The organism is Shimia marina (genome assembly GCF_001458175.1).
GTDB lineage: Bacteria > Pseudomonadota > Alphaproteobacteria > Rhodobacterales > Rhodobacteraceae > Shimia > Shimia marina.
This window is the reverse complement of record NZ_CYPW01000015.1, coordinates 1-22,266: the sequence shown is the minus strand read 5'-3', so window position 1 is coordinate 22,266 and position 22,266 is coordinate 1. Positions and strand designations below refer to the sequence as shown.

Annotated in this window: 18 protein-coding genes, 2 tRNA genes and 1 pseudogene; 6 read left to right on the top strand and 15 right to left on the bottom strand. The window is 54.4% G+C overall.

Translation table 11 applies throughout. The annotated features are described in order from the left end of the window. Window positions 1-4 precede the first annotated feature (4 nt). The 12 genes from SHM7688_RS07920 to SHM7688_RS07865 form a co-directional block, all read right to left on the bottom strand. A complete protein-coding gene (locus SHM7688_RS07920; protein WP_058239406.1) occupies window positions 5-475 on the bottom strand; it encodes a chemotaxis protein CheW in 471 nt (156 codons plus the stop codon). Then, a complete protein-coding gene (locus SHM7688_RS07915; protein ID WP_058239405.1) occupies window positions 468-2,672 on the bottom strand; it encodes a chemotaxis protein CheA in 2,205 nt (734 codons plus the stop codon). The genes SHM7688_RS07920 and SHM7688_RS07915 overlap by 8 nt, the downstream gene beginning before the upstream one ends. A 13-nt stretch (window positions 2,673-2,685) precedes the next feature. Further along, window positions 2,686-3,051, bottom strand: coding sequence for a response regulator (locus tag SHM7688_RS07910; protein ID WP_058239404.1), 366 nt, complete (start codon window positions 3,049-3,051; stop codon window positions 2,686-2,688). Further along, window positions 3,048-3,350: an STAS domain-containing protein gene (locus SHM7688_RS07905; RefSeq protein WP_058239403.1), complete on the bottom strand. Its 303-nt coding sequence runs from the start codon at window positions 3,348-3,350 to the stop codon at window positions 3,048-3,050. The genes SHM7688_RS07910 and SHM7688_RS07905 overlap by 4 nt, the downstream gene beginning before the upstream one ends. 374 nt (window positions 3,351-3,724) lie before the next feature. Continuing rightward, window positions 3,725-4,366 (bottom strand): DsbA family oxidoreductase, encoded by a 642-nt coding sequence (locus SHM7688_RS07900; protein WP_058239402.1) that lies wholly within the window; start codon window positions 4,364-4,366, stop codon window positions 3,725-3,727. Window positions 4,367-4,445: 79 nt separating this feature from the next. Then, window positions 4,446-5,375 (bottom strand): AEC family transporter, encoded by a 930-nt coding sequence (locus SHM7688_RS07895; protein ID WP_058239401.1) that lies wholly within the window; start codon window positions 5,373-5,375, stop codon window positions 4,446-4,448. Window positions 5,376-5,405: 30 nt separating this feature from the next. Next, complete coding sequence (locus SHM7688_RS07890; RefSeq protein ID WP_058239400.1) at window positions 5,406-6,209, bottom strand: MBL fold metallo-hydrolase; 804 nt, start codon at window positions 6,207-6,209, stop codon at window positions 5,406-5,408. Next, the gene (locus SHM7688_RS07885) at window positions 6,206-7,012 is read right to left on the bottom strand and encodes a TatD family hydrolase (protein ID WP_058239399.1); all 807 of its coding nucleotides are present in this window, start codon (window positions 7,010-7,012) and stop codon (window positions 6,206-6,208) included. Before SHM7688_RS07885 ends, SHM7688_RS07890 begins: the two co-directional genes overlap by 4 nt. A gap of 3 nt (window positions 7,013-7,015) precedes the next feature. Continuing rightward, complete coding sequence (locus SHM7688_RS07880) at window positions 7,016-8,167, bottom strand: DNA polymerase III subunit delta' (RefSeq protein WP_058239398.1); 1,152 nt, start codon at window positions 8,165-8,167, stop codon at window positions 7,016-7,018. Next, window positions 8,164-8,802 (bottom strand): dTMP kinase, encoded by a 639-nt coding sequence (tmk, locus tag SHM7688_RS07875; protein WP_058239397.1) that lies wholly within the window; start codon window positions 8,800-8,802, stop codon window positions 8,164-8,166. The genes SHM7688_RS07880 and tmk overlap by 4 nt, the downstream gene beginning before the upstream one ends. Then, window positions 8,799-9,968 (bottom strand): D-alanyl-D-alanine carboxypeptidase family protein, encoded by a 1,170-nt coding sequence (locus SHM7688_RS07870; RefSeq protein WP_083498990.1) that lies wholly within the window; start codon window positions 9,966-9,968, stop codon window positions 8,799-8,801. The genes tmk and SHM7688_RS07870 overlap by 4 nt, the downstream gene beginning before the upstream one ends. Window positions 9,969-9,981: 13 nt before the next feature. After that, complete coding sequence (locus SHM7688_RS07865; protein ID WP_058239396.1) at window positions 9,982-10,857, bottom strand: SPOR domain-containing protein; 876 nt, start codon at window positions 10,855-10,857, stop codon at window positions 9,982-9,984. A gap of 209 nt (window positions 10,858-11,066) precedes the next feature. Between SHM7688_RS07865 and SHM7688_RS07860 the strand changes: the two genes are divergently transcribed. Beyond that, window positions 11,067-11,156 (top strand) — tRNA-Ser (locus SHM7688_RS07860). A gap of 695 nt (window positions 11,157-11,851) precedes the next feature. On the opposite strand, the gene SHM7688_RS07855 is transcribed toward SHM7688_RS07860, so the two are convergent. Further along, window positions 11,852-11,938 (bottom strand) — tRNA-Leu (locus SHM7688_RS07855). 202 nt (window positions 11,939-12,140) lie between these two features. On the opposite strand from SHM7688_RS07855, the pseudogene lipB reads away from it, so the two are divergent. From lipB to SHM7688_RS07840, 3 genes and pseudogenes are all read left to right on the top strand, one after another. Next, window positions 12,141-12,812: pseudogene (gene lipB, locus SHM7688_RS07850) on the top strand (lipoyl(octanoyl) transferase LipB); the annotation flags it as partial. Window positions 12,813-12,968: 156 nt separating this feature from the next. Further along, complete coding sequence (locus SHM7688_RS07845; protein WP_058239394.1) at window positions 12,969-13,454, top strand: hypothetical protein; 486 nt, start codon at window positions 12,969-12,971, stop codon at window positions 13,452-13,454. Window positions 13,455-13,617: 163 nt separating this feature from the next. Next, window positions 13,618-14,064, top strand: a complete 447-nt coding sequence (locus SHM7688_RS07840) for a c-type cytochrome (RefSeq protein WP_058239393.1) — start codon at window positions 13,618-13,620, stop codon at window positions 14,062-14,064. A 63-nt stretch (window positions 14,065-14,127) separates the two neighbouring features. On the opposite strand, the gene SHM7688_RS07835 is transcribed toward SHM7688_RS07840, so the two are convergent. Both SHM7688_RS07835 and SHM7688_RS07830 read right to left on the bottom strand, forming a co-directional pair. Next, window positions 14,128-17,568 carry a pyruvate carboxylase gene (locus SHM7688_RS07835; protein WP_058239392.1) on the bottom strand — a complete coding sequence of 1,147 codons (3,441 nt, stop codon included), beginning with the start codon at window positions 17,566-17,568 and terminating at the stop codon, window positions 14,128-14,130. Between the two features lie 177 nt (window positions 17,569-17,745). After that, window positions 17,746-18,876 (bottom strand): alpha-hydroxy acid oxidase, encoded by a 1,131-nt coding sequence (locus tag SHM7688_RS07830; protein WP_058239391.1) that lies wholly within the window; start codon window positions 18,874-18,876, stop codon window positions 17,746-17,748. A gap of 124 nt (window positions 18,877-19,000) precedes the next feature. Between SHM7688_RS07830 and SHM7688_RS07825 the strand changes: the two genes are divergently transcribed. Further along, window positions 19,001-21,463, top strand: a complete 2,463-nt coding sequence (locus SHM7688_RS07825) for an ATP-dependent helicase (RefSeq protein WP_058239390.1) — start codon at window positions 19,001-19,003, stop codon at window positions 21,461-21,463. Window positions 21,464-21,540: 77 nt separating this feature from the next. Beyond that, window positions 21,541-22,191, top strand: a complete 651-nt coding sequence (locus tag SHM7688_RS07820; protein WP_058239389.1) for a glutathione S-transferase family protein — start codon at window positions 21,541-21,543, stop codon at window positions 22,189-22,191. Window positions 22,192-22,266 lie beyond the last annotated feature (75 nt).

Here is a 22,266-nt window from a genome sequence, read left to right as displayed (position 1 = left end):
TGATTCATGCTGCTGACAAAGTTTCTTGAGGCATGATCTGATGTACGTCGATCGCCCGTACGATGGTTTCTTCAAGCGTATAAACGCCCCGAATAAACGCCGTTGTCTTGGTCGAGGAAACCTCCGGTGTTGGTTTCATTTCTTCGGTGTTGACGGTGATAATGTTGGAAACCGCATCTACTAGGAAGCCTACGCTTTTTTCGTCGATATGTGCGATGATGATCACATGGCGAGATTCTGGGATGGTTTTTCCCAGACCAAGACGCATAGACAGATCGATCACAGGAAGAACCGCGCCCCGCAGGTTCATCATACCGACCACATAGTCTGGGGCATGTGGCAGCGTGGTCGTGCTCGTCCAGCCGCGAATTTCCAGCACATGACCGATGTCGAGGCAAAAGGCCTGTTCACCGATTGTGAAAGACACAATCTCAATCCGATCGTCTGTCTTCTCGAGTGTTGCTTGTTCAGACATAAGAGTTCACCTCTGCGAGTTCGGACCCCTTGCGCAGCCCTGGATTGCCGTTACCGGGCGATGGGATCATTTGGTCAGTATCCACAATCAAAGCGATCTTGCCGTTGCCTAGAATTGTGGCGGCCGCGATACCCGGGATTGACTGATAGTTCTGCTCCAACCCTTTGATGACGACTTCGCGTTGTTCAACGATGCCATCCACAGCAAGCGCAGAGCGCCGCCCGGACTCACCCTCAATCAACAAAAGCGATTGATTGTTGAAGTCATCCAAGGGCGTTCGGAAGCCAAGTGCTTCTCCGAGATCCACAATCGGCAGCATGGAGTCGTTCACTGACAGACCGCGATCACCATCACAGAAATCGTGTATGTTGGCCTGTCCCGGTTGTAGTGTTTCACGCAATGCCACTGTGGGGACCACCAGAGATTCTCCGGCGACTTCGATCAGCATGCCCTCCATAACCGCTAGGGTTAGCGGCAACGATATGGTGATTGTCGTTCCCTTTCCGGGTTCAGACTGTAGATTTATACGTCCGCCAAGAGCTTGGATTTCTGAACGCACCACGTCCATGCCAACCCCACGACCAGAGAGCTGAGAAATCTCATCAGCCGTTGAAAAGCCTGGTCGGAACAACAGATTATCGATGTCGCTATCCGTCAGATCATCCTCCGGACGCACCAGCCCCTTTTCTTCGGCCTTCTGGCGCACTTTGACGCGATTCACGCCAGCACCATCATCCGACAGAGAAATCACCACCCGACCGGAACGGTGTGCCGCTTCCAGCTTGATTGTTCCCATTTCCGGCTTACCTGCGGCGACGCGATCTTCTGCCTTCTCCAGACCGTGGTCAACGGAGTTACGGATCATGTGCGTCAAAGGCTCAACAAGTCGTTCCGTGACCGTCTTGTCGACCTCGGTGGCTTCTCCCACCATCACCAAACGTGACGTTTTACCTGCCTGACGGGAAGATTCACGAACGATCCGACTCATTCTCTGAAACAATCCCCGTACGGGTTGGGCACGAATAGCCATAACGCTTTCCTGAAGTACTCCGGAAAGTGTTTTGAGCTGTCCGATGGCTTCGCTAACGGCGCTGTTGGCGGACACAGGAAGTTCATTCATCGACTGGCGCAGCATGGCTTCGCTGATCACAAGCTCACCTACAAGATTGATCAGGCGGTCGACCCGATTCAGGTCGACACGGATCGTACTGTTGCGCGGCTCAGACGACTTTTTTCCGCCGTCTCCACCTTTGGCCTCCTGCTTCTCAGTTTTTGTCAATGCTGCTGGCGCCTTAGCTTTAGGCTTCGGAGCGGTGTTTACAGGAGCTGCTGCGACTTCCTCTACGGGCGCCGGAGCTGGCTCTGGTGCTTCAGGCTCATCTTCGGCAACAGTTTCGGAGATGGTCAAAGAGCATTGACCTTCCACAAACTCAAAAATTTCGCGGATCGCGCTTTCATCTATGCCGTCATCCGGACGCAGCGTCAGCGTCCATGAGATCGCAGCCGGTGCATCTTGCAGGCTCTCTAGAGGAGCAACCTCGCTGCGATCCGCTGCGACAGTCAAGTCCCCCATTTCACCAAGTGCTCGGAAGAGAAGAGCTGGGTCGTGCCCCCGAGCATAAAGTACCGGCTCAGCTTTGAAGGTGACCACATAATATGTTGCACCGTCGGCAGCAGGCGACAGAGTTGGCAAGCCAAGTAGATCGCCCGGACCTTCATCGTCGCCGCCCAGATCCAGACCAATGTCCAATGTCAGCGCGACAAAATCGTCCTCGGAAACTTCGTTTGCGTCGTCTTCGTCGTCGCCGGATCCACCGTTGGCGTTCTGGGTTGTCTGCTTTAGTTCGGCAAGGACAGCCGCACCGTCAGAATCCGGAAGGTCGTTGTCTTCGCGGGCTGCATCCACCAAATCGCTCAGGTGGTCAAAACCGGAGAACATAAGAGCGGTGATGGTGGGGTCTACGTCCAACTTGTTAGAGCGTAGGTCATCCAGCACATTTTCAAATGCATGGGCAAATTTAATCAGGCGATCAAGGCCAAAAGCCCCGGCGCCGCCTTTGATGGAATGCACGGAACGGAACATCGCATTGATGGTTTCCGCATCCGAGGTCTCGTTCTGGAGATCATCCAGACCGGTCGACAGAACCTCTAGCAGGTCGTCGCATTCCTCAAAGAACATGTCACGAAGATCGGACATCACTCAGTTCCTTTCAGACAACCAGACGGTTAATGATTGCAACAAGCTTCTCGGCATCAAAGGGTTTGACGATCCACCCCGTCGCGCCAGCAGTACGAGCGCGTTGCTTGAGCTCTTCGCCACTTTCGGTGGTAAGCACTAGTATAGGCAGCGAAGCGCACTCAGGGCGGGCACGTACGCCCTCGATCATGCCGAAACCATCCAGGCGTGGCATGTTGATATCAGTGATGACGAGGTCTGGATCGGAGCCGCTCAGTTTGTCGAGCCCGTCTACACCGTCCTCGGCAAGATCAACGTCAAAACCAGCATCAGTGAGAGCGGTTTGAATCATCGCGCGCATCGTTCGCGAGTCATCAACGGCGAGAATCTTGGTTGTCATGCGTTGCCCCTTTCAACAAGACAGTCATGGGGCAGGCCGAGCCGCTCCATGCCTTTCAGGAATTCATCGGATGGTTGTTTCAATTCAAAAGCTAGGCCGCGCGCATCCCATTCCGCGCGTGTCGCTAAAAGCAATTCTGCTCCAGCTCCGCCGAGGAATTCCACATGGTGCGCATCAAGTGCCAGTGGCTGACCGCGAGAGGCTTCGATCGCAAGTCGAAGTTCAGAGCAGTGAGCAAAATCCAGCTGCTGCGGCAGCGCAATGCAGTCTGGTTGAGGAGAAGTGTTTTCTGTGTTCATGGCTCAGTTGGATTTCGGTTTCGGACAGGCTGATTTGAAGCAACGTAATGCGACATGCCTTAACACCGCGTTACCCCCTGTCCCCTCGGTTCTAAGACGCCAAAATTATTGAAAAGCTCTGAGGCTACTCCGTTTGAAAGGAGTGATTTAAGGCACTGAAAAAGAAGATAAGTTTCAGATCTTCGGGTGCGGGATTCACGTCGAGCATTTCAGTGCGAGAGAATGGCACAATGAGAAACAGCACCCGTAAGGACGCTGCGAAACTGAGCTATAGGATTTGGTGCTAGGCTGTGGAATCGCACGCGGTTTTGTGTTCAGCAAGAATCCTATTGGTTCTCGTTGCTAAGATGCGATTTTAGCTTCAAATAGCGCTTTTAAGAACCGGCGATCTCGGTGAGAATTCTTGTAAAAGTCTCGACGCCCTGTGCTCCGGACGTGGCCTGTTTGGCGGCGAAAATCATAGTTGGAACGCCAGAGACACCGCGCGATGTCCAGAAGAACTGTTTCTTTCTGACCTCTTGCGCATAGGCTTGGCCGTCTAAAGCCGCTTGTGCTGTTGCAACATCCAATCCAAGTGTGGCGACTACATCTAGCAAGACACTCTCGTCACTCACATCACGTCCGTCTGTGAAATAGGTATCAAACAATGCAAGTTTCAACCGATGTGTTTGACCGATGGTGGAGGCCCAATGCAACAATTGATGCGCTTGAAAGGTGTTGTAGATGCGGCTCTCTTCCGTCCAGTTAAATGTGATGTTCAGCTGCGCTCCCACTGCCGAGAGATGTGCGCGAGCGTCCTCTGATTGTTTTGCCGTTGAGCCATATTTCCGCATGATATGCTCTTTTAGGTTTTCCCCCTCAGGAACCATATCGGGATTGAGCTCGAAAGGATGCCAATAGGGCTCAATTTGAATGCCCGCGTTTCTGGATGCTTGCTCCAATTGGCGGAAACCGACAATGCACCAAGGACATACAACGTCAGATATGACGTCGACACGAATAGGATCAGAGGTCACGAGATTTTCCCTTACGGCTGGAGCGTTGTTGCATGCTTGACGACAACCAGAGCAAGAGGCAAATCACCCTTGGGTGATATCAAGGCAAAGCCCCCAACCACAGCCAGACCGATACAACAGAGAAGGCCGTCCCGATCAGGACGGTAGAGGCCGCTACCCGCATGCCTCTGCCATACATATTTGCAAAGAGATATGCATTTATGCCTGGCGCCATGGAGGCTGTGACAACCGCTGATCGTAGGCTCTCTGTCGCGATGCCGTTGATTGAGCCGAACCCATAGGTGAGAGCAGGGTGCAACCCGAGAGAAACTGCGCAACAAAATAGAATCGTGCGCATGTCGCCTTCTGGCCGGTATCGATACAAGACACCGCCCATGCCAAACAATGCTGCAGGAAGAGCAGCCGAGGCCAAAAGGTTGACGGCATGCATCGCTGATTCGGGAACAGGCACACCACCAAGGTTAACTGCAAATCCAAGACCAATACCTAGTATCAGCGCGTTTGAGAACATTGCCTTGAGCACCGTGAGCAGGACGCGAGACTGTGCTGTACGGCGCGCGCGCATGACTTCCATAGTTGTTATGCCCAAGCCATAGCAGAATGGCGCATGGATAGAGATAATGGCGTAGTTTCCAGTCAAACTATCTGTGCCATAGGCCCTCTCCATAATTGCCAAGCCAAGAAGCAACGAATTTGAGAACAGGCAGACAAAACCAATAGCGGTGGCGTCCTCCCAATCGCGTCCAAACAGAAACCGGGCGCCAATCAATCCCGTTCCAAAGCACAAGAAGGCAGCGCCATAGAAGCTGCCCATCATGCTCATGTTGTATTCTGCGGCGAGATCCAAATTTGATATCGCACGAAAAAGCAGCACAGGAACCGCGAAATTCGTCGCAAACCGCATGAGGCCATCGACATTGGTTGGGCTGAAATAGCCTCGCCAAGCTGCCAAATAGCCAAAACCGATCAAAATAAAAACTGGCATGATGACGGAGATCAGCGTTTGCATGGGCGTATGTCTCCGCGCGCACAGAGGGTGTTATAAGTCGAAGACCACCTTCATGCCGTCAAAAGCCGGAACGACATGATCCGGCGTTTCTGCGGCAACTGTGTCATAGTCCAGATCGATATGCATGTTTGTCAGAATCGCCTGTTCGGGCGCAAGTTTTTCGATCCACTCAAGAGCCTGATCTAAATTCGCATGCGTCGGGTGCGGGGCACGACGCAGTGCATCAACGATAAAGCACTTCTGATTGGCCAATTTCGGCCAAGACTCATCATAGATTTTCGCGGCATCAGGCATGTAAACAACGTCATTCACCCGAAACGCCAATGCATCAATGCTGCCATGGTCCACGCGGATGGGCTGAAAAGTGATATCGCCGCCTGCCCCAGAGATGACGAAGTCATCTTCATCAATTGTGTGTAGCTCTAGGATCGGAGGGTATGGTGAATCCGACGGTTGCACAAAGGCATAGCCAAAGCGTGACAAAAGATCGTTCTGCGTTGCCCCATCCGCCCAGACTGGCACACGTTTGCGCATATTGAAAACGATCATGCGCAGGTCATCAATGCCATGCACGTGATCGGCATGAGGATGCGTGTAGACGACAGCATCCAGTGCGCCCACATCTGCCGATAGCAACTGCTCTCGCATGTCCGGCGACGTGTCGACCAACACTGTGGTCTTGCCTGCGTTAGTTTCCTTTTCAATCAGAAGGGAACACCGCCTGCGTCTGTTTTTTGGGTTGTCAGGATTACATTCACCCCAGAGGCCGCCGATACGCGGCACCCCTCCTGAACTGCCGCAACCTAGGATCGTAAAGGTGAGGCGTGATGTCATGCGGCGTCAGCTTTCAGTTTTGCTTTGCTGAACAGGCGTTCGAAATTTGCCTGTGTTTGAGCTGCAAAGGCAGGATAGTCGAGATTGAAAACCTCCGCACCGATACGCGCTGTTTTCTCCACATAGGCGGGCTCGTTACGTTTGCCGCGATAAGGAGGAGGCGCAAGGTAAGGTGCGTCTGTTTCCAACAATATGCGCTCGACAGGGGCTGCTGCAAAAATATCTCGCACGTCTTGAGAGCGCGGAAATGCAGCAATGCCCGACATGGATAGATAAAAGCCCAAACCCAGCATGCGTTTTGCCAGCTCCGGACCAGAGCTGTAGCAGTGCATCACACAGGAAAAGTCGCCTTGTTTGTGCTCTTCTGTGAGAATGGAAGCCATGTCTTCATCAGCATCGCGGCTATGAATGATCAGCGGCAGCCCCGTTTGACGCGCAGCTTCAATATGGATTCGCAGCGACGTTTGCTGCACCGCCTTACTGTCCGCCGTGTAGTGGTAATCCAGACCTGTCTCGCCTATCCCGACCATCTTTGGGTGCTGAGCGATTTCCACCAGTTGATCCACGGTTGCCATGGGTTCGTCTGCCGCGCTCATGGGATGCGTTCCGGCCGCATAGAAAACAGGTGTATGCGCTTCGGCGATGGCGCGCACCGATGGCTCATTTTTCAGTTTTGTGCATATCGTGACCATTCTTGTCACACCAGCCTCTGCGGCCCGTGCAATAATCTCAGGCAGTTGGCCTTCGAAATCGGGGAAATCCAGGTGGCAATGGCTATCGGTAATGGGTGGGACGTTTGACAAGGTTCAGGCAGCCGCTGTTTGGTGTATCTTGAACACCGTATCCAGCACCAAAGAGGCCGGGTCAAGGTTCACGGCCTTGCCGTGGCGCGTTCTGTCTGTAATCTCCTGAGCAGCTTGCGCCCATGCGCGCGCTTTATGCGCAGAGGGGGCCAGTCGCATCAAAGTCTCGGCCTCATGAGGGACAATTTCCACTGGCGGCGGATGGCCCAATGCACCTGTGCGTGCGAGACGTGTCAGGAAAAGGTCGATAACCGTCAATAACATTTCAAAGCGAGCTTCAGCACCTTTGGTGCCAAGAGAGTTCACCAGGTTCAACGCCTTGGCACGATCAAATCCACGCGGCCCCGCGAACAGATTGAGCAACTCGGCATAAAGTGGCAGCCCGTCCTGTTGTAGGATCCGCAAAGCCTCGCCAACAGATCCTCCCGCCATTTCGGAAAGAGCTGGGCTCTCACCTGCTTCAAAGCCTGCTTGCTGTAGCGCAAGATGCATATCGTCTGGAGAGAGAGGGTGCAGACGCAGCTCCCGGCACCTCGACCGAATAGTAGGCAAGAGCCTTGAGGGTTGATGTGAAATCAACAGCATGATCGTTCGCGCAGGCGGCTCCTCAAGCATTTTGAGCAAAGCATTTGCGGCGTTTACGTTCATCTCGTCAGCACTGTCCACAATAACCACACGGCGTCCGCCGTCAGCCATGGACATATGTAGGAAGCTACTGAGCTCACGTACTTCGTTCACGCGGATCTCGGCAGCAAATTTGCCTTCTTGTCGCGACTTTTCTCGTGCACTGTCCGTGCTGCCGGCAAAGCCACGTCTCAACAAGAATACACCCGGTTCGGACAACGCGCGAATGCGGTGTGCAACAGGGTGTTCCGGGTCTACGTTGAGTGATGTGTGCTCAAGGGGTTCAGTGGCGAACATCCCACCACCCCCTTCTGCCGGTTGGCTGAGCAGGAAGCGAGCAATACGCCATGCCAGCGTTGCTTTTCCAACCCCCATTGGCCCGGAAATCAACCATCCATGATGCAGACGATTGAAGTTGAACGCGGTAAGGAAGTCTTCCTCAGCACCCGCCTGACCGTAAAGATGGTCTGTTTCTCGCGGATGCGGTGCGCCTTCTACGCGATCAGGTTCATGTTGAGGATCTGCGCTCACGCGTTCAGACCTTTTTGAAGATGCGGCGTGACGGCGGAAAGCACATCGCCCGCCACAGCCTCCTTGTCGTCAACGCCATTGATAACAACAAACCGCTCGGGAAATTCTTTTGAAAGACGAAGGAAACCTTGGCGCATCTGCTGTTGCAGGCCTACTCCAAAATCTTCAAAGCGTTCTTCACTGGTTTGGCGGGACTTGGCGCGGGCCAGCCCGACAGAGGGATCCATGTCAATCAGTACAGTCAAATCCGGTTCTCGCCCGATCATCAGGCTGTGCAACTGATCCACAAGTGAACGCAGATCTCCTCTGGAGAGACCCTGATACATGCGAGTGCTATCTGCAAAGCGGTCGCAGATTACGGTTTTCCCAGCAGCAAGCGCTGGCAAAATTGTACGCTCTAAGTGATCACGTCGCGCCGCGGTAAACAGCAAAATCTCAGTTTCTGCAGACCAACGATCCGGGTCACCTTCCAGAACAAGGCTGCGAATTTCCTCAGCCCCGACCGATCCTCCGGGTTCGCGGGTTAAAATCACATCATGTCCCAAATCACGCAGTTGATCCGCCAACAGCGCTGCCTGTGTGGATTTGCCAGAACCATCAATGCCCTCGAAGGAAATAAAACGGCCTTGGGTCACGAGGCACCTTCGGCTTGAGGACCAAACTGAGAAATCAAAAGGCTGGTTGCTGTCCGCAACCTCACCATGAAGCCCCCCTCAGGAACATCAGTCTCCGCGACCAAGGGAATACGCATTTCAGGCAGATCATCTGGGGACAGCACTAGCTCCGCCAAGGGCATGCCTTTGGTGATGGGGGCTTCGATCGGGCCGTTGAAAATCACTTCCCCCTTGACGGCACTGCGAGACAAGACTGGAAGCAAAATTTCAAGATCTTGGGCAGGGACAAGACCCACTTTGGGAGTTTTCCCCATCCATACATCCGCTTGTGCGACACGCTCCCCCTCCCGAACCAAAGTGGTTTCGGAAAACTGGCGGAAAGCCCAGTTTACGATCTGTTCTGAGACTTCTGCGCGATCCTTCGCGCTATCCAATCCTGAGAAGGCAAAAATCACCCGACGCGGGCCCTGCTTGGCAGATCCGACCAGCCCATAGCCCGCTTCTTGCGTGTGGCCGGTTTTTAACCCATCTGCACCAATGTCCAGCCGCAGCAATGGATTCCGGTTCTGAGTGTTCTGTGGTGCCCGTCCATCAAACGGGAACTCGGTCTCAGAGAACATCGGGTAGAACTCAGGAAAATCGGTAATCAACCGATTTGCAAGCAGAACCAGATCACGCATGCTCATTCGGTGGCCTGAAGCGGGCCAGCCATTTGAATTTACAAAGGTTGAATTGGTCATGCCCATCTGACGGGCGCGGCGTGTCATTTGGCGCGCGAAGCCTGCTTCTGTGCCGTCTGGGCTGAGCGTTTCCGCCAAAACAGCACAGGCATCGTTGCCGGACAAAACAATCACGCCGCGTAAAAGGTCTTCGACTTTCACACGATCGGTCGTGTCCAGAAACATCGTGGAACCACCATAGTTCATGGCGTGTTGGGACACCGGCAATGTTTCACTCATGGACAAGCGGCCATCCCTGACAGCTTCAAAAGCCATGTAAAGTGTCATCAATTTGGACATGGACGCTGGCGGTAAGGCATCATCGGCGTTTTTGGCCATCAAAACCGTGCCCGTTGTCTGGTCCATCACAAAGGCAGCTTTTGCTTTGGTCTCAAAGGCCGCAGCCTGTACGGCAAACACCACGCCACATAGAGTTGTCAGCATAGCTTTCAGAAAGGGCTTGTGCATCGAGGTCTCTCCGTCAATTCGTTACCGCGTAGGCGTCGGTGAAGCCAATGCCATGAACTTTGTCTGTCATGGATTTTAACTCAGATTTGCTGCTGGCCGGACCGACCAGCACACGCCAGAACTGTTTGTCACCTGATGTGGTCTTGCGAATGAGTGGCGTCAGTCCGGCCCCGGACATTTGCGACGCAGCGCGTTTCGCATTGGCTTCTACCGAGAAGATACCAATCTGCACGTAAGGCTTTGTCAACGAAGACGACATGGGCTTGGGGGCAACTTCAGATTTTGCGGCTGTCGTTGCAGACGCTTCGGCTGCAGCGATGGCGGCCGAAGCAGCGGCGATCGGCTCAAGCGGGGCTTCTTCAACAGCGCTTGGTGATACATCCTCGGCTGTGGCGTCGGGGGCTTCTGGCGTTTCTTCGGCAACAGCTTCTCGCCGCAAGGCTGTGACGTTGAGCGCGACGGGTTGTCCTGCGATCATACCCAGTGCAGCAGCTGCGTCAGAAGAAACTTGAATGCGGGGACCGGGGATGTCCCGTTCCCGTCGGAAAAGTGCACCAATCACGAATTTACCATTGGATTGGTTGCGGATGATAACGCGCTCCGGATCATTGACATCTGGATGCGCGGCCCACACGCCGCCCAGGGAAGGGCGACCGTCCCAAAGCCCCGACTCTGACGTAGAGAAGACCTCTGGTGCCTCCACATCGCGCTCCACCAATTTCGTCGTCTGCCCCGCCGTTCCGACCTCTTGTTCAACAGGCCCTGATCCATTTGAAGCAAAGGGATTTGATACATCCGAGCACGCTGACAGCGCCGCAGAAGCGGCCAGTGTGACAGCCAGAAGTTTGCGGTGTGAGTGGATTCCCATTACGCCTGAAAAAAATGTCATTCGGGTCCCTTTGCCTGCTCGTCGTTACGCGAATGTATTGCGTATGTTTGGTGCTGGTCCTTTTGCGATTTCGCGCTTTGCCAGCTTTGTTTTGCGCAAACTCTACCCTGCACTCTTGCGCAAGGAAAGTCCGCCTGTGCCTCTGCGCAAAAAATTGCACGGGTTTTTCACTTGAACCTGTGTAATTTGCAATTTAGTGAAGCTCTGTCGGAGGAGTGGCAGAGTGGTCGAATGCACCGGTCTTGAAAACCGACGAGGGTTAACGCCCTCCGTGGGTTCGAATCCCACCTCCTCCGCCATGATTGGCACAATACTAGCACCTCAAGGGCTCAGCCCCGCCCGCCTTTCGCAAACGTGATTATACGCTAGTGTGGCAGCTCAGACAGCACACTTTGACTTTCAAGCACTTGCCTTGGCCTTGTTGCACAAATCGGTTCAGGGATTCACTGTTTGAAGCCAGTGTGATAGCTGGGCGGCATGAGCAGTTGGGTCCCCGCGAAGCACAAGACCACGAACTGGTCGACTTACAATGGCGCGTTGAAGCAGCGTAGATCGTTGTCGATGCTGAAACACGCATGGGATCAACGCGGCGATTAGGCCAAGCAAGCCAAAGCTGAAATCAAACGCCAGCACAAAGAATTGGATAAACAGCAAGACGCGCTTGTCGAGCGTATGGTCGAAACCACGAATCCAAAGGTTATGGCTGCGCTCGAAACCAAGATTGCGAAGCTGGAAGAGGACAAGCTTTTACTGACTGACAAGCTATCCCAAAACACAAAACCGAAGAGCACACTCGGCGAAATTATCGAACTATTGAGAGTCTTCCTCTCAAGCCCTTGGAATATCTACGAAAAGAGGTCACTGGAAGTGCGCAAAACCATCCTGAAAACAGCTTTCAAAGCACCATTGGCATACGACCGCCAAAACGGCTATCGAACCCCACAAGTGTCTGTAATCTTTAATTTTTTAGAACATTTCACATCAAAATGTAAAATGGTGCGGTCGAGAAGACTCGAACTTCCACTCCGGTTAAAGAACAGCGACCTCAACGCTGCGCGTCTACCAATTCCGCCACGACCGCACTTGCCCTGGTGGGTGAGGGGCTAATACCGAGAGCTGGCGAGGATGTGAAGCCCCAAAAGACCTGTTTTGAAAATTTTTCTGATTGCATCAGGCTCTGCCCCTCTTCTTCACCAGACTATTAACCCCATCGACACAAACACAGCGATTGAACACCCTGTAAAGCAGGCTTAGATAAATGGGCACGGAAAGCAGACGGGTGGCCTATGGTTGAATGGATTCACAGCAACGATCAAGTCGCATACGATGTCGCCTTGGCGTTTATGGAGCAGCGGGTCCGAGACATTCACGAAGGGCGTGCAGATGAGTGTATCTGGCTTCTGGAACACCCCCCACTCTACACGGCAGGCACATCCGCAAAGCGCGAGGATCTGACCGATCCCGAACGCTTTCCTGTTTTTGAAGCCAGACGCGGCGGGCAATATACCTATCATGGACCAGGACAGCGCGTGGTTTATATCATGCTGAATCTGAACACTCGTGGGCGGGATATCCGAAAGTTTGTCGAAAATCTCGAAACATGGGTTATCGAGACACTCGCCGATTTCAACCTAAAAGGCGAGATCAAGCCGGGACGCGTTGGCGTGTGGATCGAGCGCGATGACAAACCCTTGCAAGCCAATGGTCACAACGCCGAAGATAAGATCGCCGCAATTGGTATCCGGCTGAAAAAATGGATCAGCTTCCACGGCATCTCGATCAATGTGGAACCGGATCTTTCCCACTTCGAGGGAATTGTGCCCTGTGGCATCTCAGAACACGGCGTGACGTCCCTTGTGGACCTTGGACTACCTGTCTCCCTAGAAGACGTTGACGTCGCCCTCAAGCGTAGTTTTGAGCAGGTCTTTGAGAGCCAATCTCCGTCGGCTTCCTAACTGACGTCCGCGCCTCTCTCAGAAGAAAACGCACCCTACGCAAGACAAAATTAACTCCGCGTTTGCTAGCATCAAGCACACGCGCGCCTACTTTGCGTGTCTGACGGCTTCTGAATGATATCTGAAATGCACGACACTGTGAAAGGCGGATAGTCCATGCGCACTCTGAAGACCTCAACGATCTGCATGATCTTGGCCCTAACCGGGAGTGTTGGTCATTTTGCACACGCGGAACAAAAGACGGACGCCAAACAGAGCTTTTTGCGCAAAGCCTTCACAGAGGACAAAGGTCTACTTGCGGGGCTTGGCACCCTCATCCACCCGCCACAAAAGGATGCGCAGGAAGTGTCCCAACTGCCTTCAACCGACACAGCCAATAGACGTTCAATTCGCGATGTCATTCGCTTTGATATAGAGAATGGATCGGTGTACGGCCTCTTCACCGGCACAGGAACTTCCGAAGCCAATAGCGTCGCAAGAGCTTCCGGTAGCTCTGCGGTGGTTGGTTTTGGTGTGGAGCGCCCGATCGAAGATGGGGTAGCGCTCAACTTTGAGGTCTTTCAGAACACCGACACAAGTGAATCACGTGGCAGCCTTCTGGAAAACACCAAGGCAGCCCTGCGCCTCCGGCTGAAGTTCTGACCTCCCTGCCCGCGCGATGCCCTGCTTGTGTATCCGCGCCCGATCGTCGCGGAAGGCGCATCAAGGCCCCGTTTGAGTTGTTTTGATTTGTGCATTCCCCATCTTTGCCTAAGTGTATGAGCGCGGAATGCGCATCGTAGAAATCTAATACGAGGAAACTCACATGAAAGTTGCAGCAGCAGCAATGGCCGCCGTTTTGGCAGCCTCGCCACTTCTTGCAGAAGCTGATGTCGAAGCTGGCGAAAAAGGCTTCAAGAAATGCAAAGCCTGCCACTCCATCGTTAACCCGGAGGGAGACGTACTCTACAAAGGCGGCAAAACCGGCCCCAATCTCTATGGTGTTGTCGGACGCGCCGTTGGGTCTGAGGACTTCAAATATGGCGCAGGACTGCTGGAAGCGAACGAAGCCGGCGCCGTCTGGACAGAAGACATGCTTGCCGCCTATGTGGTGGACCCCAAAGCATGGCTGAAGGACAACGGGTATGCCACCAAGTCCAAAATGTCCTTCAAGCTGAAAAAAGGCGGCGAAGATGTCGTTGCCTATCTCGCATCGCTGGCCCCAGCGCCGGTCGCAGAAGAGCCCGCTGAGGAAGCCGCACCAAGCGAGTAAGCATATAAAGCCCCCACATCATGCAGATGCGGGGGCTTTTTTCTGTGCGCGAAGATGTCGATGTCACTCTAACTCGACCAACAGATCTTTGGCGTCGATCTGACCTCCCGGGGCGATATGGACGGCTTTTACAACCGCATCACGCTCTGCGTGGATGCCCGTTTCCATTTTCATCGCCTCAATCGTGAGCAGCAGATCACCTTCTTTGACTTCAGCACCTGCACTGACCGCTACCGAAGCCACAACACCAGGCATTGGCGCACCGATGTGGTTGGCATTGCCAGCTTCCGCTTTGGGGCGTGATGCCGTTGCAGACTTTACCAGACGATTTGGCACTCGGATCACACGTGGCTGGCCGTTGAGCTCAAAGAAAACTTTAACTTCACCATTCTCATCCGTTTCACCAATCGCCTGTAGCCGTATTTCCAACGTCTTGCCTGGATCGATTTCAGCGGTGATTTCCTCGCCTGGCTCCATTCCATAGAAGAATGTACGTGTTGGGAGCGCTCGAACAGGACCATATTGGCGGTGACGTCCCATGTAGTCGAGGAAGACCTTAGGATACATGAGATAGCCATTCAGATCTTCATCATCAACTTTGAAGCCCTCGAGCAAAGCGGAAAGCTCCGCGCGGGTGTCTTCCAGATCAATCGCCTTGAGGTGCTTACCCGGGCGCTCTGTGTTCGGCTTTTCACCTTTCAGAACTTTGTCGATGATCTTGGACGGGAAGCCGCCATGTGGTTGCCCCAAGTTGCCGCGCATCATGTCGACCACGGAGTCCGGGAACGCCAACTCTTTGCTGGGATCTTCGACCTCCTCACGCGTCAAGCCTTGGCTCACCATCATCAGCGCCATATCCCCAACCACCTTTGAAGAAGGGGTAACTTTGACGATGTCACCAAACATCTGGTTCACATCCGCATAGGTCTGCGCAACCTCATGCCAACGCTCTTCCAGCCCCAGGCTACGCGCCTGTGCCTTGAGGTTGGTGAATTGCCCGCCGGGCATTTCATGCAGATAAACCTCAGACGCGGGTGCTGCGAGACCACTTTCAAAGGCCGTGTATTGTGCACGTACCCCTTCCCAGTAATCACTGATTTCCCGCACAGACTTGATATCGATACCGGTGTCGCGATCCGTATTGCGGGTGGCTTCCACAATAGATCCAAGACATGGCTGAGACGTCCCACCAGAGAAAGCGTCCATGGCCGCATCAACCGCATCTACACCGGCATCCGCTGCGGCGAGAATCGTCGCACCGGCAATGCCCGATGTGTCATGCGTGTGGAAGTGAATCGGCAGGCCGACCTCTTCTTTCAATGCCTTGACCAAGACCCGCGCAGAAGCAGGCTTCAGCAAACCAGCCATATCTTTAAGGCCGAGCACATGCGCACCAGCGGTCTCAAGCTCTTTAGCCATATCAACATAGTAGCCAATGTCATATTTGGCCCGGTTCGGATCCAGAATGTCCCCCGTGTAACAGATGGTACCTTCACAGATTTTGCCGCTCTCAACTACCGCATCCATCGCGACGCGCATGTTTTCAACCCAGTTCAGGCTGTCAAACACGCGGAAAACATCCACACCCGTGGTTGCTGCCTGCTTCACAAAGGCCTGCACCACGTTGTCTGGGTAGTTGGTATAGCCCACACCGTTTGAGGCCCGCAGAAGCATCTGTGTCAACACATTCGGCATCGCGACGCGCAAATCACGCAGACGCTGCCAAGGGCATTCCTGCAAGAAGCGATAGGCCACATCAAAGGTGGCTCCCCCCCAGCACTCAACGGAGAAGAGCTCTGGAAGGTTGGCGGCGTAGCTTGGCGCCACTTTGATCATGTCGATAGAGCGCATGCGCGTCGCCAGAAGCGATTGGTGCCCGTCGCGCATCGTCGTATCGGTTAGCAACAGTTTCTTCTGCGCCTTCATCCAATCCGCCACGGCCTGCGCGCCCTGCTCCTCGAGCAAGTTGCGCGTCCCCGGGGTGATGTCGCCATGCTTGGCGGGCGGCATCGGAGCCTTCAGGTCTGCCGCAGGCATTGGGCGGTCCGTTGTTTCCGGATGCCCGTTGACAGAGATATCCGCGATATAGGTCAGCACCTTGGTACCCCGGTCACGCCGCTTTGCAAAACGGAACAGATCCGGGGTCTCGTCAATGAACTTGGTCGTGTATTGATTGTTCAGGAACGTCGGGTGCTTCAGCAGATTTTCCACAAACGCAATGTTGGTCGAAACACCCCGCACACGGAATTCGCGCAGCGCCCGATCCATCCGTGCAATCGCCTTTTCTGGCGTTGGAGCCCAAGCAGTCACCTTGGTCAGGAGAGAATCATAGTAGCGCGTGATGACCCCACCAGCGTAAGCGGTGCCTCCATCCAGACGAATGCCCATACCAGTGGCAGAACGATAGGCCGTGATCCGGCCGTAGTCTGGAATGAAATTGTTCTGCGGATCCTCCGTGGTCACACGGGTTTGCAACGCATGACCATTCAGACGAATATCATATTGCGTAGACTTACCGGTGGCTTCCGCCAGAGACTTGCCTTCTGCGATCAAAATCTGCGCCTGAACGATATCAATGCCTGTGACCTCTTCGGTCACTGTGTGCTCTACCTGGACGCGCGGGTTGACTTCGATGAAGTAGAACTTACCGGTGTTCATATCCATCAGGAATTCGACGGTACCTGCGCATTCGTAGTTTACATGCGCACAAATGCGACGGCCCAGCTCACACAGCTCTTCACGCTGTGCTTCGGAAAGATATGGGGCAGGAGCGCGTTCCACAACTTTCTGGTTGCGACGCTGCACCGAACAGTCACGCTCATAGAGATGGTAGATATTACCCTTGGTATCTCCAAGAATTTGCACTTCGACGTGACGCGCGCGGGTGATCATCTTTTCCAGATAACCTTCACCGTTTCCAAACGCAGCCTCCGCTTCACGACGCCCTTCCAGAACCTTCTCTTCCAGTTCGTCTTCGCCAAGGATCGGACGCATGCCACGCCCGCCGCCGCCCCAAGACGCCTTGAGCATCAAAGGATAGCCAATTTCAGCCGCGTCTTTTTTGATGGCGTCCATGTCATCGCCAAGCACTTCAGTCGCTGGGATCACAGGCACACCAGCTTCAATCGCCACTTTGCGGGCAGAGGCCTTGTCGCCAAGCGCACGCATGGTTTGCGCCTTCGGCCCAATAAAAGTGATGCCATTGGCAGCACAGGCGTCCACAAAATCGGGATTTTCCGACAAAAGACCATAGCCGGGGTGGATCGCATCCGCGCCACATTCTTTGGCCACACGGATGATCTCATCGATGCTCAGATATGCGGCAACCGGGCCCATTCCTTCGCCAATACGATAGGCTTCATCCGCTTTAAAACGGTGCAGTCCAAGTTTGTCTTCCTCTGCGAAGACCGCCACGGTCTTCTTGCCCATCTCATTGGCAGCGCGCATCACACGGATCGCAATTTCGCCACGGTTGGCAATTAGGATTTTCGAAAATTCAGGCATGGGCAGGCTCCCCCTCGCTGGTGTCTGTCCGAGTGTTCGTAACGGCCTTAGACCGCGCGAGCCTTGCCGCGCAATACCAAGGACTGCGTAAAGATGTAAGATTTATGAAAGGATTTGCTCTCGAATTTGGATCCGATACCGTCAATTCTTTCTGCACCTGCGACACAGGACGGAATTTCAGAGGAGAATATCCGCCAAGCCATCATAGTGGCGCAGACCAAGCTGCCCCAGATTTGCCTCCAAATCCTTTGCAAGAATCTCCAGAAGATGCGCCGGACCTTTCGCTCCCAATGCGGCCAGCGCATAGTGGAACCCCCGCCCAAGGAAGACAAAATCGGCCCCCATGGCGCGGGCGCGCAAGATATCCAAACCCGTTTCAAAGCCACTATCGACGATGACCGGCAGATCACAGGCCGCACGGATCTCTGGCAAAACATCAATGGTTGCAGGTGCAGCATCAAATTGACGCCCAGCGTGATTGGACACCCAAATGGCATCGACGCCCTGTTTTTGCAGCCGCGCTGCATCCGCACTGCGCATCACGCCTTTGACAACAAAATTTCCCTGCCAATTGTCTCTGAGCCAAGACACATAGTCCCAATCTGGCGAGGTGCGCAGCAAGTAGCCTGCGTGGGCCGTAGAGCTCATACCGGTCATATTTGATGCATATTGGTCGATCAGCCGCATTCTCGGCATGCCAACCCGCGCGATGCCTGCCGCCCAATGTGGGCGCATCGCGACCTGCGCCAGCAACCTTGGCGTCAATTTGGGGGGCGTGGTGAGACCAGAGCGCACCTGGCGTTCGCGTCGACTGGCAACCGGCACATCCGCTGTCAGGACCAATGTGGAAAACCCGGCCGACTTGGCGCACTTCAACACATCTTTGCGAATATCTTCGTCACGCGGTGGATAGAGCTGAAACCACGCATGCTCCCCGATATGTGGTGCCAAATCTTCGGGTGTCTGCGTCGCAACCGTGGACAGACAATAGGGAATATTCGCATTGGCCGCCGCAGCAGCAAGCTTTTGTTCCGCATGCGGCCAGATCAGGCCAGACATGCCAACCGGGGCGACGCCGACAGGCAAGGCAAACCGCTGCCCAAACAGCGATGCCGAAAGATCAACGTCCAATTCCCCATGTAAGATCGAGGGCTTAAAGAGCACCGCATCCAAAGCCGCGCGATTGCGTGCCTTGGTGCGCTCTTCGCCTGTGGCGCTATCTAAATATTCCCAGACAAATTTGGGAATACGCTTCTGCGCGCGGCGGCGCAGATCGGACAAGGCGGGATATTGGGCATGAAGATCCATGGCCGGACCGTCCTCCCTTTGGTTACAAATGTCCAGTCGACGCAAATACCTATTGCACAACCCCAGCCAGAACATAAGAAGAACAGGCTTTTGCCTGAGAAAGCTTTCCGATAAGTTGCCCCCCATGAGCAGTTTTGACGAATTCGACGCCTTCGAAGGCGCTTCCCTGTCGGCGCGAGCCATGATGGCGCGCGATCACCAAAGTGATCAAGGCAACCGAAAGTACTTAGATGGCTTGAACCCCGCCCAACTTGAGGCCGTTCAACAATTGGACGGGCCAGTGTTGATGCTTGCGGGCGCAGGTACAGGGAAAACTAGGGCTCTGATGGCACGGGTGGCGCACTTGATTACCTGCCATCGGGCGAACGCAAGTCAAATCCTTGCAGTAACCTTCACCAACAAAGCCGCTAAGGAAATGCAAGTTCGGTTGCAAAATACGCCGTATGACATGCAAGAGCCTATTAGATGGATGGGCACCTTCCATTCGATATCTGCAAAAATGCTGCGTCGTCACGCCGAACTGGTCGGACTGAAAAGCAACTTCACGATTCTCGATACAGATGACCAGCTACGCCTTCTGAAACAATTGGTTGCCGCCGCCAATATCGACGACAAACGCTGGCCCGCGCGGCAATTGGCCTCGCTTATTGACGGCTGGAAAAACCGCGCCCTGACGCCAGAGAAGCTGCCCTCTGCTGACGCGGGTGCCTACAACAACATGGGCGGCACCCTATACGCCCAATATCAAACCCGCCTGAAAGAGTTGAACGCCGTGGATTTTGGCGATCTGCTTTTGCACATGGTCACCATCTTTCAGGACAATCCGGACATTCTGGCCAACTATCAACGCTGGTTCCGCTACATCCTTGTGGACGAATACCAGGACACCAACGTCGCACAATATCTCTGGCTGCGCCTGCTGGCCTCAGCCCACAAAAACATCTGCTGCGTTGGGGATGATGATCAGTCGATCTACGGCTGGCGCGGCGCCGAAGTGGGCAACATCCTTCGGTTTGAAAAGGATTTCCCCGGCGCGCATGTGGTGCGATTGGAACAGAATTATCGCTCTACCGGCAACATTCTCGCCGCCGCCTCCAGCGTTATTCGTGGCAATAAAAACCGCCTTGGCAAAGAGCTTTGGACCGAAGCGGATATGGGCGACAAGGTGCGCCTTATTGGCCATTGGGACGGTGAAGAAGAAGCGCGCTGGATCGGTGAAGAGGTCGAAGCCATGCAGCGAGGCACACGCGGCCTTGCTCCCAAATCACTCGAAGACATGGCGATTCTTGTGCGCGCATCCCATCAGATGCGCGCCTTTGAAGACCGCTTTCTGACCATTGGCCTGCCCTATCGCGTCATCGGGGGACCACGCTTTTATGAGCGTTTGGAAATCCGCGATGCCATGGCCTATTTCCGGCTGGTGGTCAGCCCGGACGACGATCTGGCCTTTGAACGGATTGTAAACACCCCCAAACGCGGATTGGGAAATGTCGCGCAGCAGAAAATTCAAACCTGCGCACGCGCCAATCGTGTGAGCCTCGTAGAGGGCGCGCGCATTCTACTCGAAGAAAAAGGCATTGGCGGCAAGGGGGCCAAAGAGCTTGCAACCCTTCTGGATGGGCTGGACCGCTGGCGCAAACAAGGCACGGCGCCAATTGTAGAAGTCCCATTAGACGATGATGCTGTGATCGATGACGGCGCCACACAGACTGCGATGCGCCTCCAAGAGAGCGCGCCGGAGCTCAACCACGTAGAACTTGCGCAAGTGATCTTGGATGAATCCGGCTACACCGCCATGTGGCAGAACGACAAAACGCCAGAGGCGCCGGGGCGTCTGGAGAACCTGAAAGAACTGGTCAAGGCACTGGAAAGCTTTGACAATCTTCAAGGGTTTCTCGAACACGTCAGCCTGATCATGGACAATGAAAGCGAAGACGCGGAACAGAAGATCTCCATCATGACATTGCACGCAGCCAAAGGGCTTGAATTTCCAGCGGTATTTTTACCCGGCTGGGAGGACGGCCTGTTTCCAAGTCAGCGCAGCATGGATGAGAGCGGCCTCAAGGGCCTCGAAGAAGAGCGGCGGCTGGCTTATGTGGGAATCACCCGCGCCGAAGAAATCTGCACCATCTCGTTTGCAGGAAACCGCCGCGTGTTTGGACAATGGCAAAGCCAGCTTCCGTCTCGCTTCATTGATGAGCTCTCTGAGGAAAACGTCGAGGTCCTCACGCCTCCGGGGCTCTATGGACATGGCGGTGGATCACGGGACTTTGGCGGCAGCTTTGGCCAGTCCGGCCTTGAGCAGTCTGCCATGCGGGCCGATGCCTACAACTCTCCGGGCTGGAAACGCATGCAATCCCGCGCGGGCCAATATGGCACCAGCCAGCCCAAAGAGAGCGCTTCATCCGCGATCAACCTGACTGCGGAAAGCAGCTTTATGGTGGGTGAACGCGTCTTCCATCAAAAGTTTGGCTATGGAAATGTGCTCGCCATTGAGGGGGAAAAGCTCTCTGTAGGCTTTGACAAAGCCGGAGAGAAAAAGCTGGTCGCGCGCTTCCTCAGCAAGGCCAATGACATTCCCTTCTGACCTGACGTCGACGGTGCCCTGCTGGCGTTGACAGAACGTCAGACGGGAAGGTCATCTGGTTCAAACAGGAGGACCAGATGATTTTTTATGACTGCGCCACTGCCCCAAGCCCGCGCCGCGCTCGCATGTTTATCGCAGAGAAAGGTCTGCGCATTGAAACCCGCCAGGTGGACCTGCGCAACGACGGCCATCGGCAGCCGGATTTTCTGCAACTCAATCCTTATGGTACGGTGCCGGTGCTGATCACCGAAACAGGTCAGAGTCTCACCGAAAACATCGCCATTGCCGCCTATTTGGAAGCGTTACACCCCACGCCAGCGCTCATGGGGGACACCGCAGATGAAAAGGCTGCCATTTTGATGTGGAATGCCATTTGCGAATCACATGGCGGCATGGCGATTGCCGAAGCCCTGCGCAATGGCTCCCCTGCCCTCAAAGGACGCGCGTTGCCGGGTGCCGTGGACTTTGAGCAAATACCGGCCCTTGCAGAGCGCGGGCTAAAACGTCTTGGGTTGTTTTTCACCACACTCGAAACCCGCCTTCAGGACAGTGACTGGCTTGCCGGAGACAGCTTCAGCATGGCGGACATAACGGGCTTTGTTTTCTGCGATTTTGCACGAATCGTTAAAATGCCGGTTCCTGCCGACAATCAGGCGACGCAGGCATGGATGTCAAAAGTGCAGAGTCGCCCAAGCGCTAGCCTTCGAGACCATGACCCAGCCCCTTGATCCGGGCCGTTTGGATGTAGAATCCGTTCCTGTTTCTTTCTTGTGATTAGGTTGCGGTCAAGGCCTGCTGAGCGG

Bases quoted from the DNA above. Each gene is read 5' to 3' on its own strand.
- SHM7688_RS07920 (WP_058239406.1), bottom strand. From the start codon at position 475: ATGTCTGAACAAGCAACACTCGAGAAGACAGACGATCGGATTGAGATT.
- SHM7688_RS07915 (WP_058239405.1), bottom strand. From the start codon at position 2,672: ATGTCCGATCTTCGTGACATGTTCTTTGAGGAATGCGACGACCTGCTA.
- SHM7688_RS07910 (WP_058239404.1), bottom strand. From the start codon at position 3,051: ATGACAACCAAGATTCTCGCCGTTGATGACTCGCGAACGATGCGCGCG.
- SHM7688_RS07905 (WP_058239403.1), bottom strand. From the start codon at position 3,350: ATGAACACAGAAAACACTTCTCCTCAACCAGACTGCATTGCGCTGCCG.
- SHM7688_RS07895 (WP_058239401.1), bottom strand. From the start codon at position 5,375: ATGCAAACGCTGATCTCCGTCATCATGCCAGTTTTTATTTTGATCGGT.
- SHM7688_RS07890 (WP_058239400.1), bottom strand. From the start codon at position 6,209: ATGACATCACGCCTCACCTTTACGATCCTAGGTTGCGGCAGTTCAGGA.
- SHM7688_RS07870 (WP_083498990.1), bottom strand. From the start codon at position 9,968: ATGCACAAGCCCTTTCTGAAAGCTATGCTGACAACTCTATGTGGCGTG.
- SHM7688_RS07865 (WP_058239396.1), bottom strand. From the start codon at position 10,857: ATGACATTTTTTTCAGGCGTAATGGGAATCCACTCACACCGCAAACTT.
- SHM7688_RS07845 (WP_058239394.1), top strand. From the start codon at position 12,969: ATGCGCACTCTGAAGACCTCAACGATCTGCATGATCTTGGCCCTAACC.
- SHM7688_RS07840 (WP_058239393.1), top strand. From the start codon at position 13,618: ATGAAAGTTGCAGCAGCAGCAATGGCCGCCGTTTTGGCAGCCTCGCCA.
- SHM7688_RS07835 (WP_058239392.1), bottom strand. From the start codon at position 17,568: ATGCCTGAATTTTCGAAAATCCTAATTGCCAACCGTGGCGAAATTGCG.
- SHM7688_RS07830 (WP_058239391.1), bottom strand. From the start codon at position 18,876: ATGGATCTTCATGCCCAATATCCCGCCTTGTCCGATCTGCGCCGCCGC.
- SHM7688_RS07825 (WP_058239390.1), top strand. From the start codon at position 19,001: ATGAGCAGTTTTGACGAATTCGACGCCTTCGAAGGCGCTTCCCTGTCG.
- SHM7688_RS07820 (WP_058239389.1), top strand. From the start codon at position 21,541: ATGATTTTTTATGACTGCGCCACTGCCCCAAGCCCGCGCCGCGCTCGC.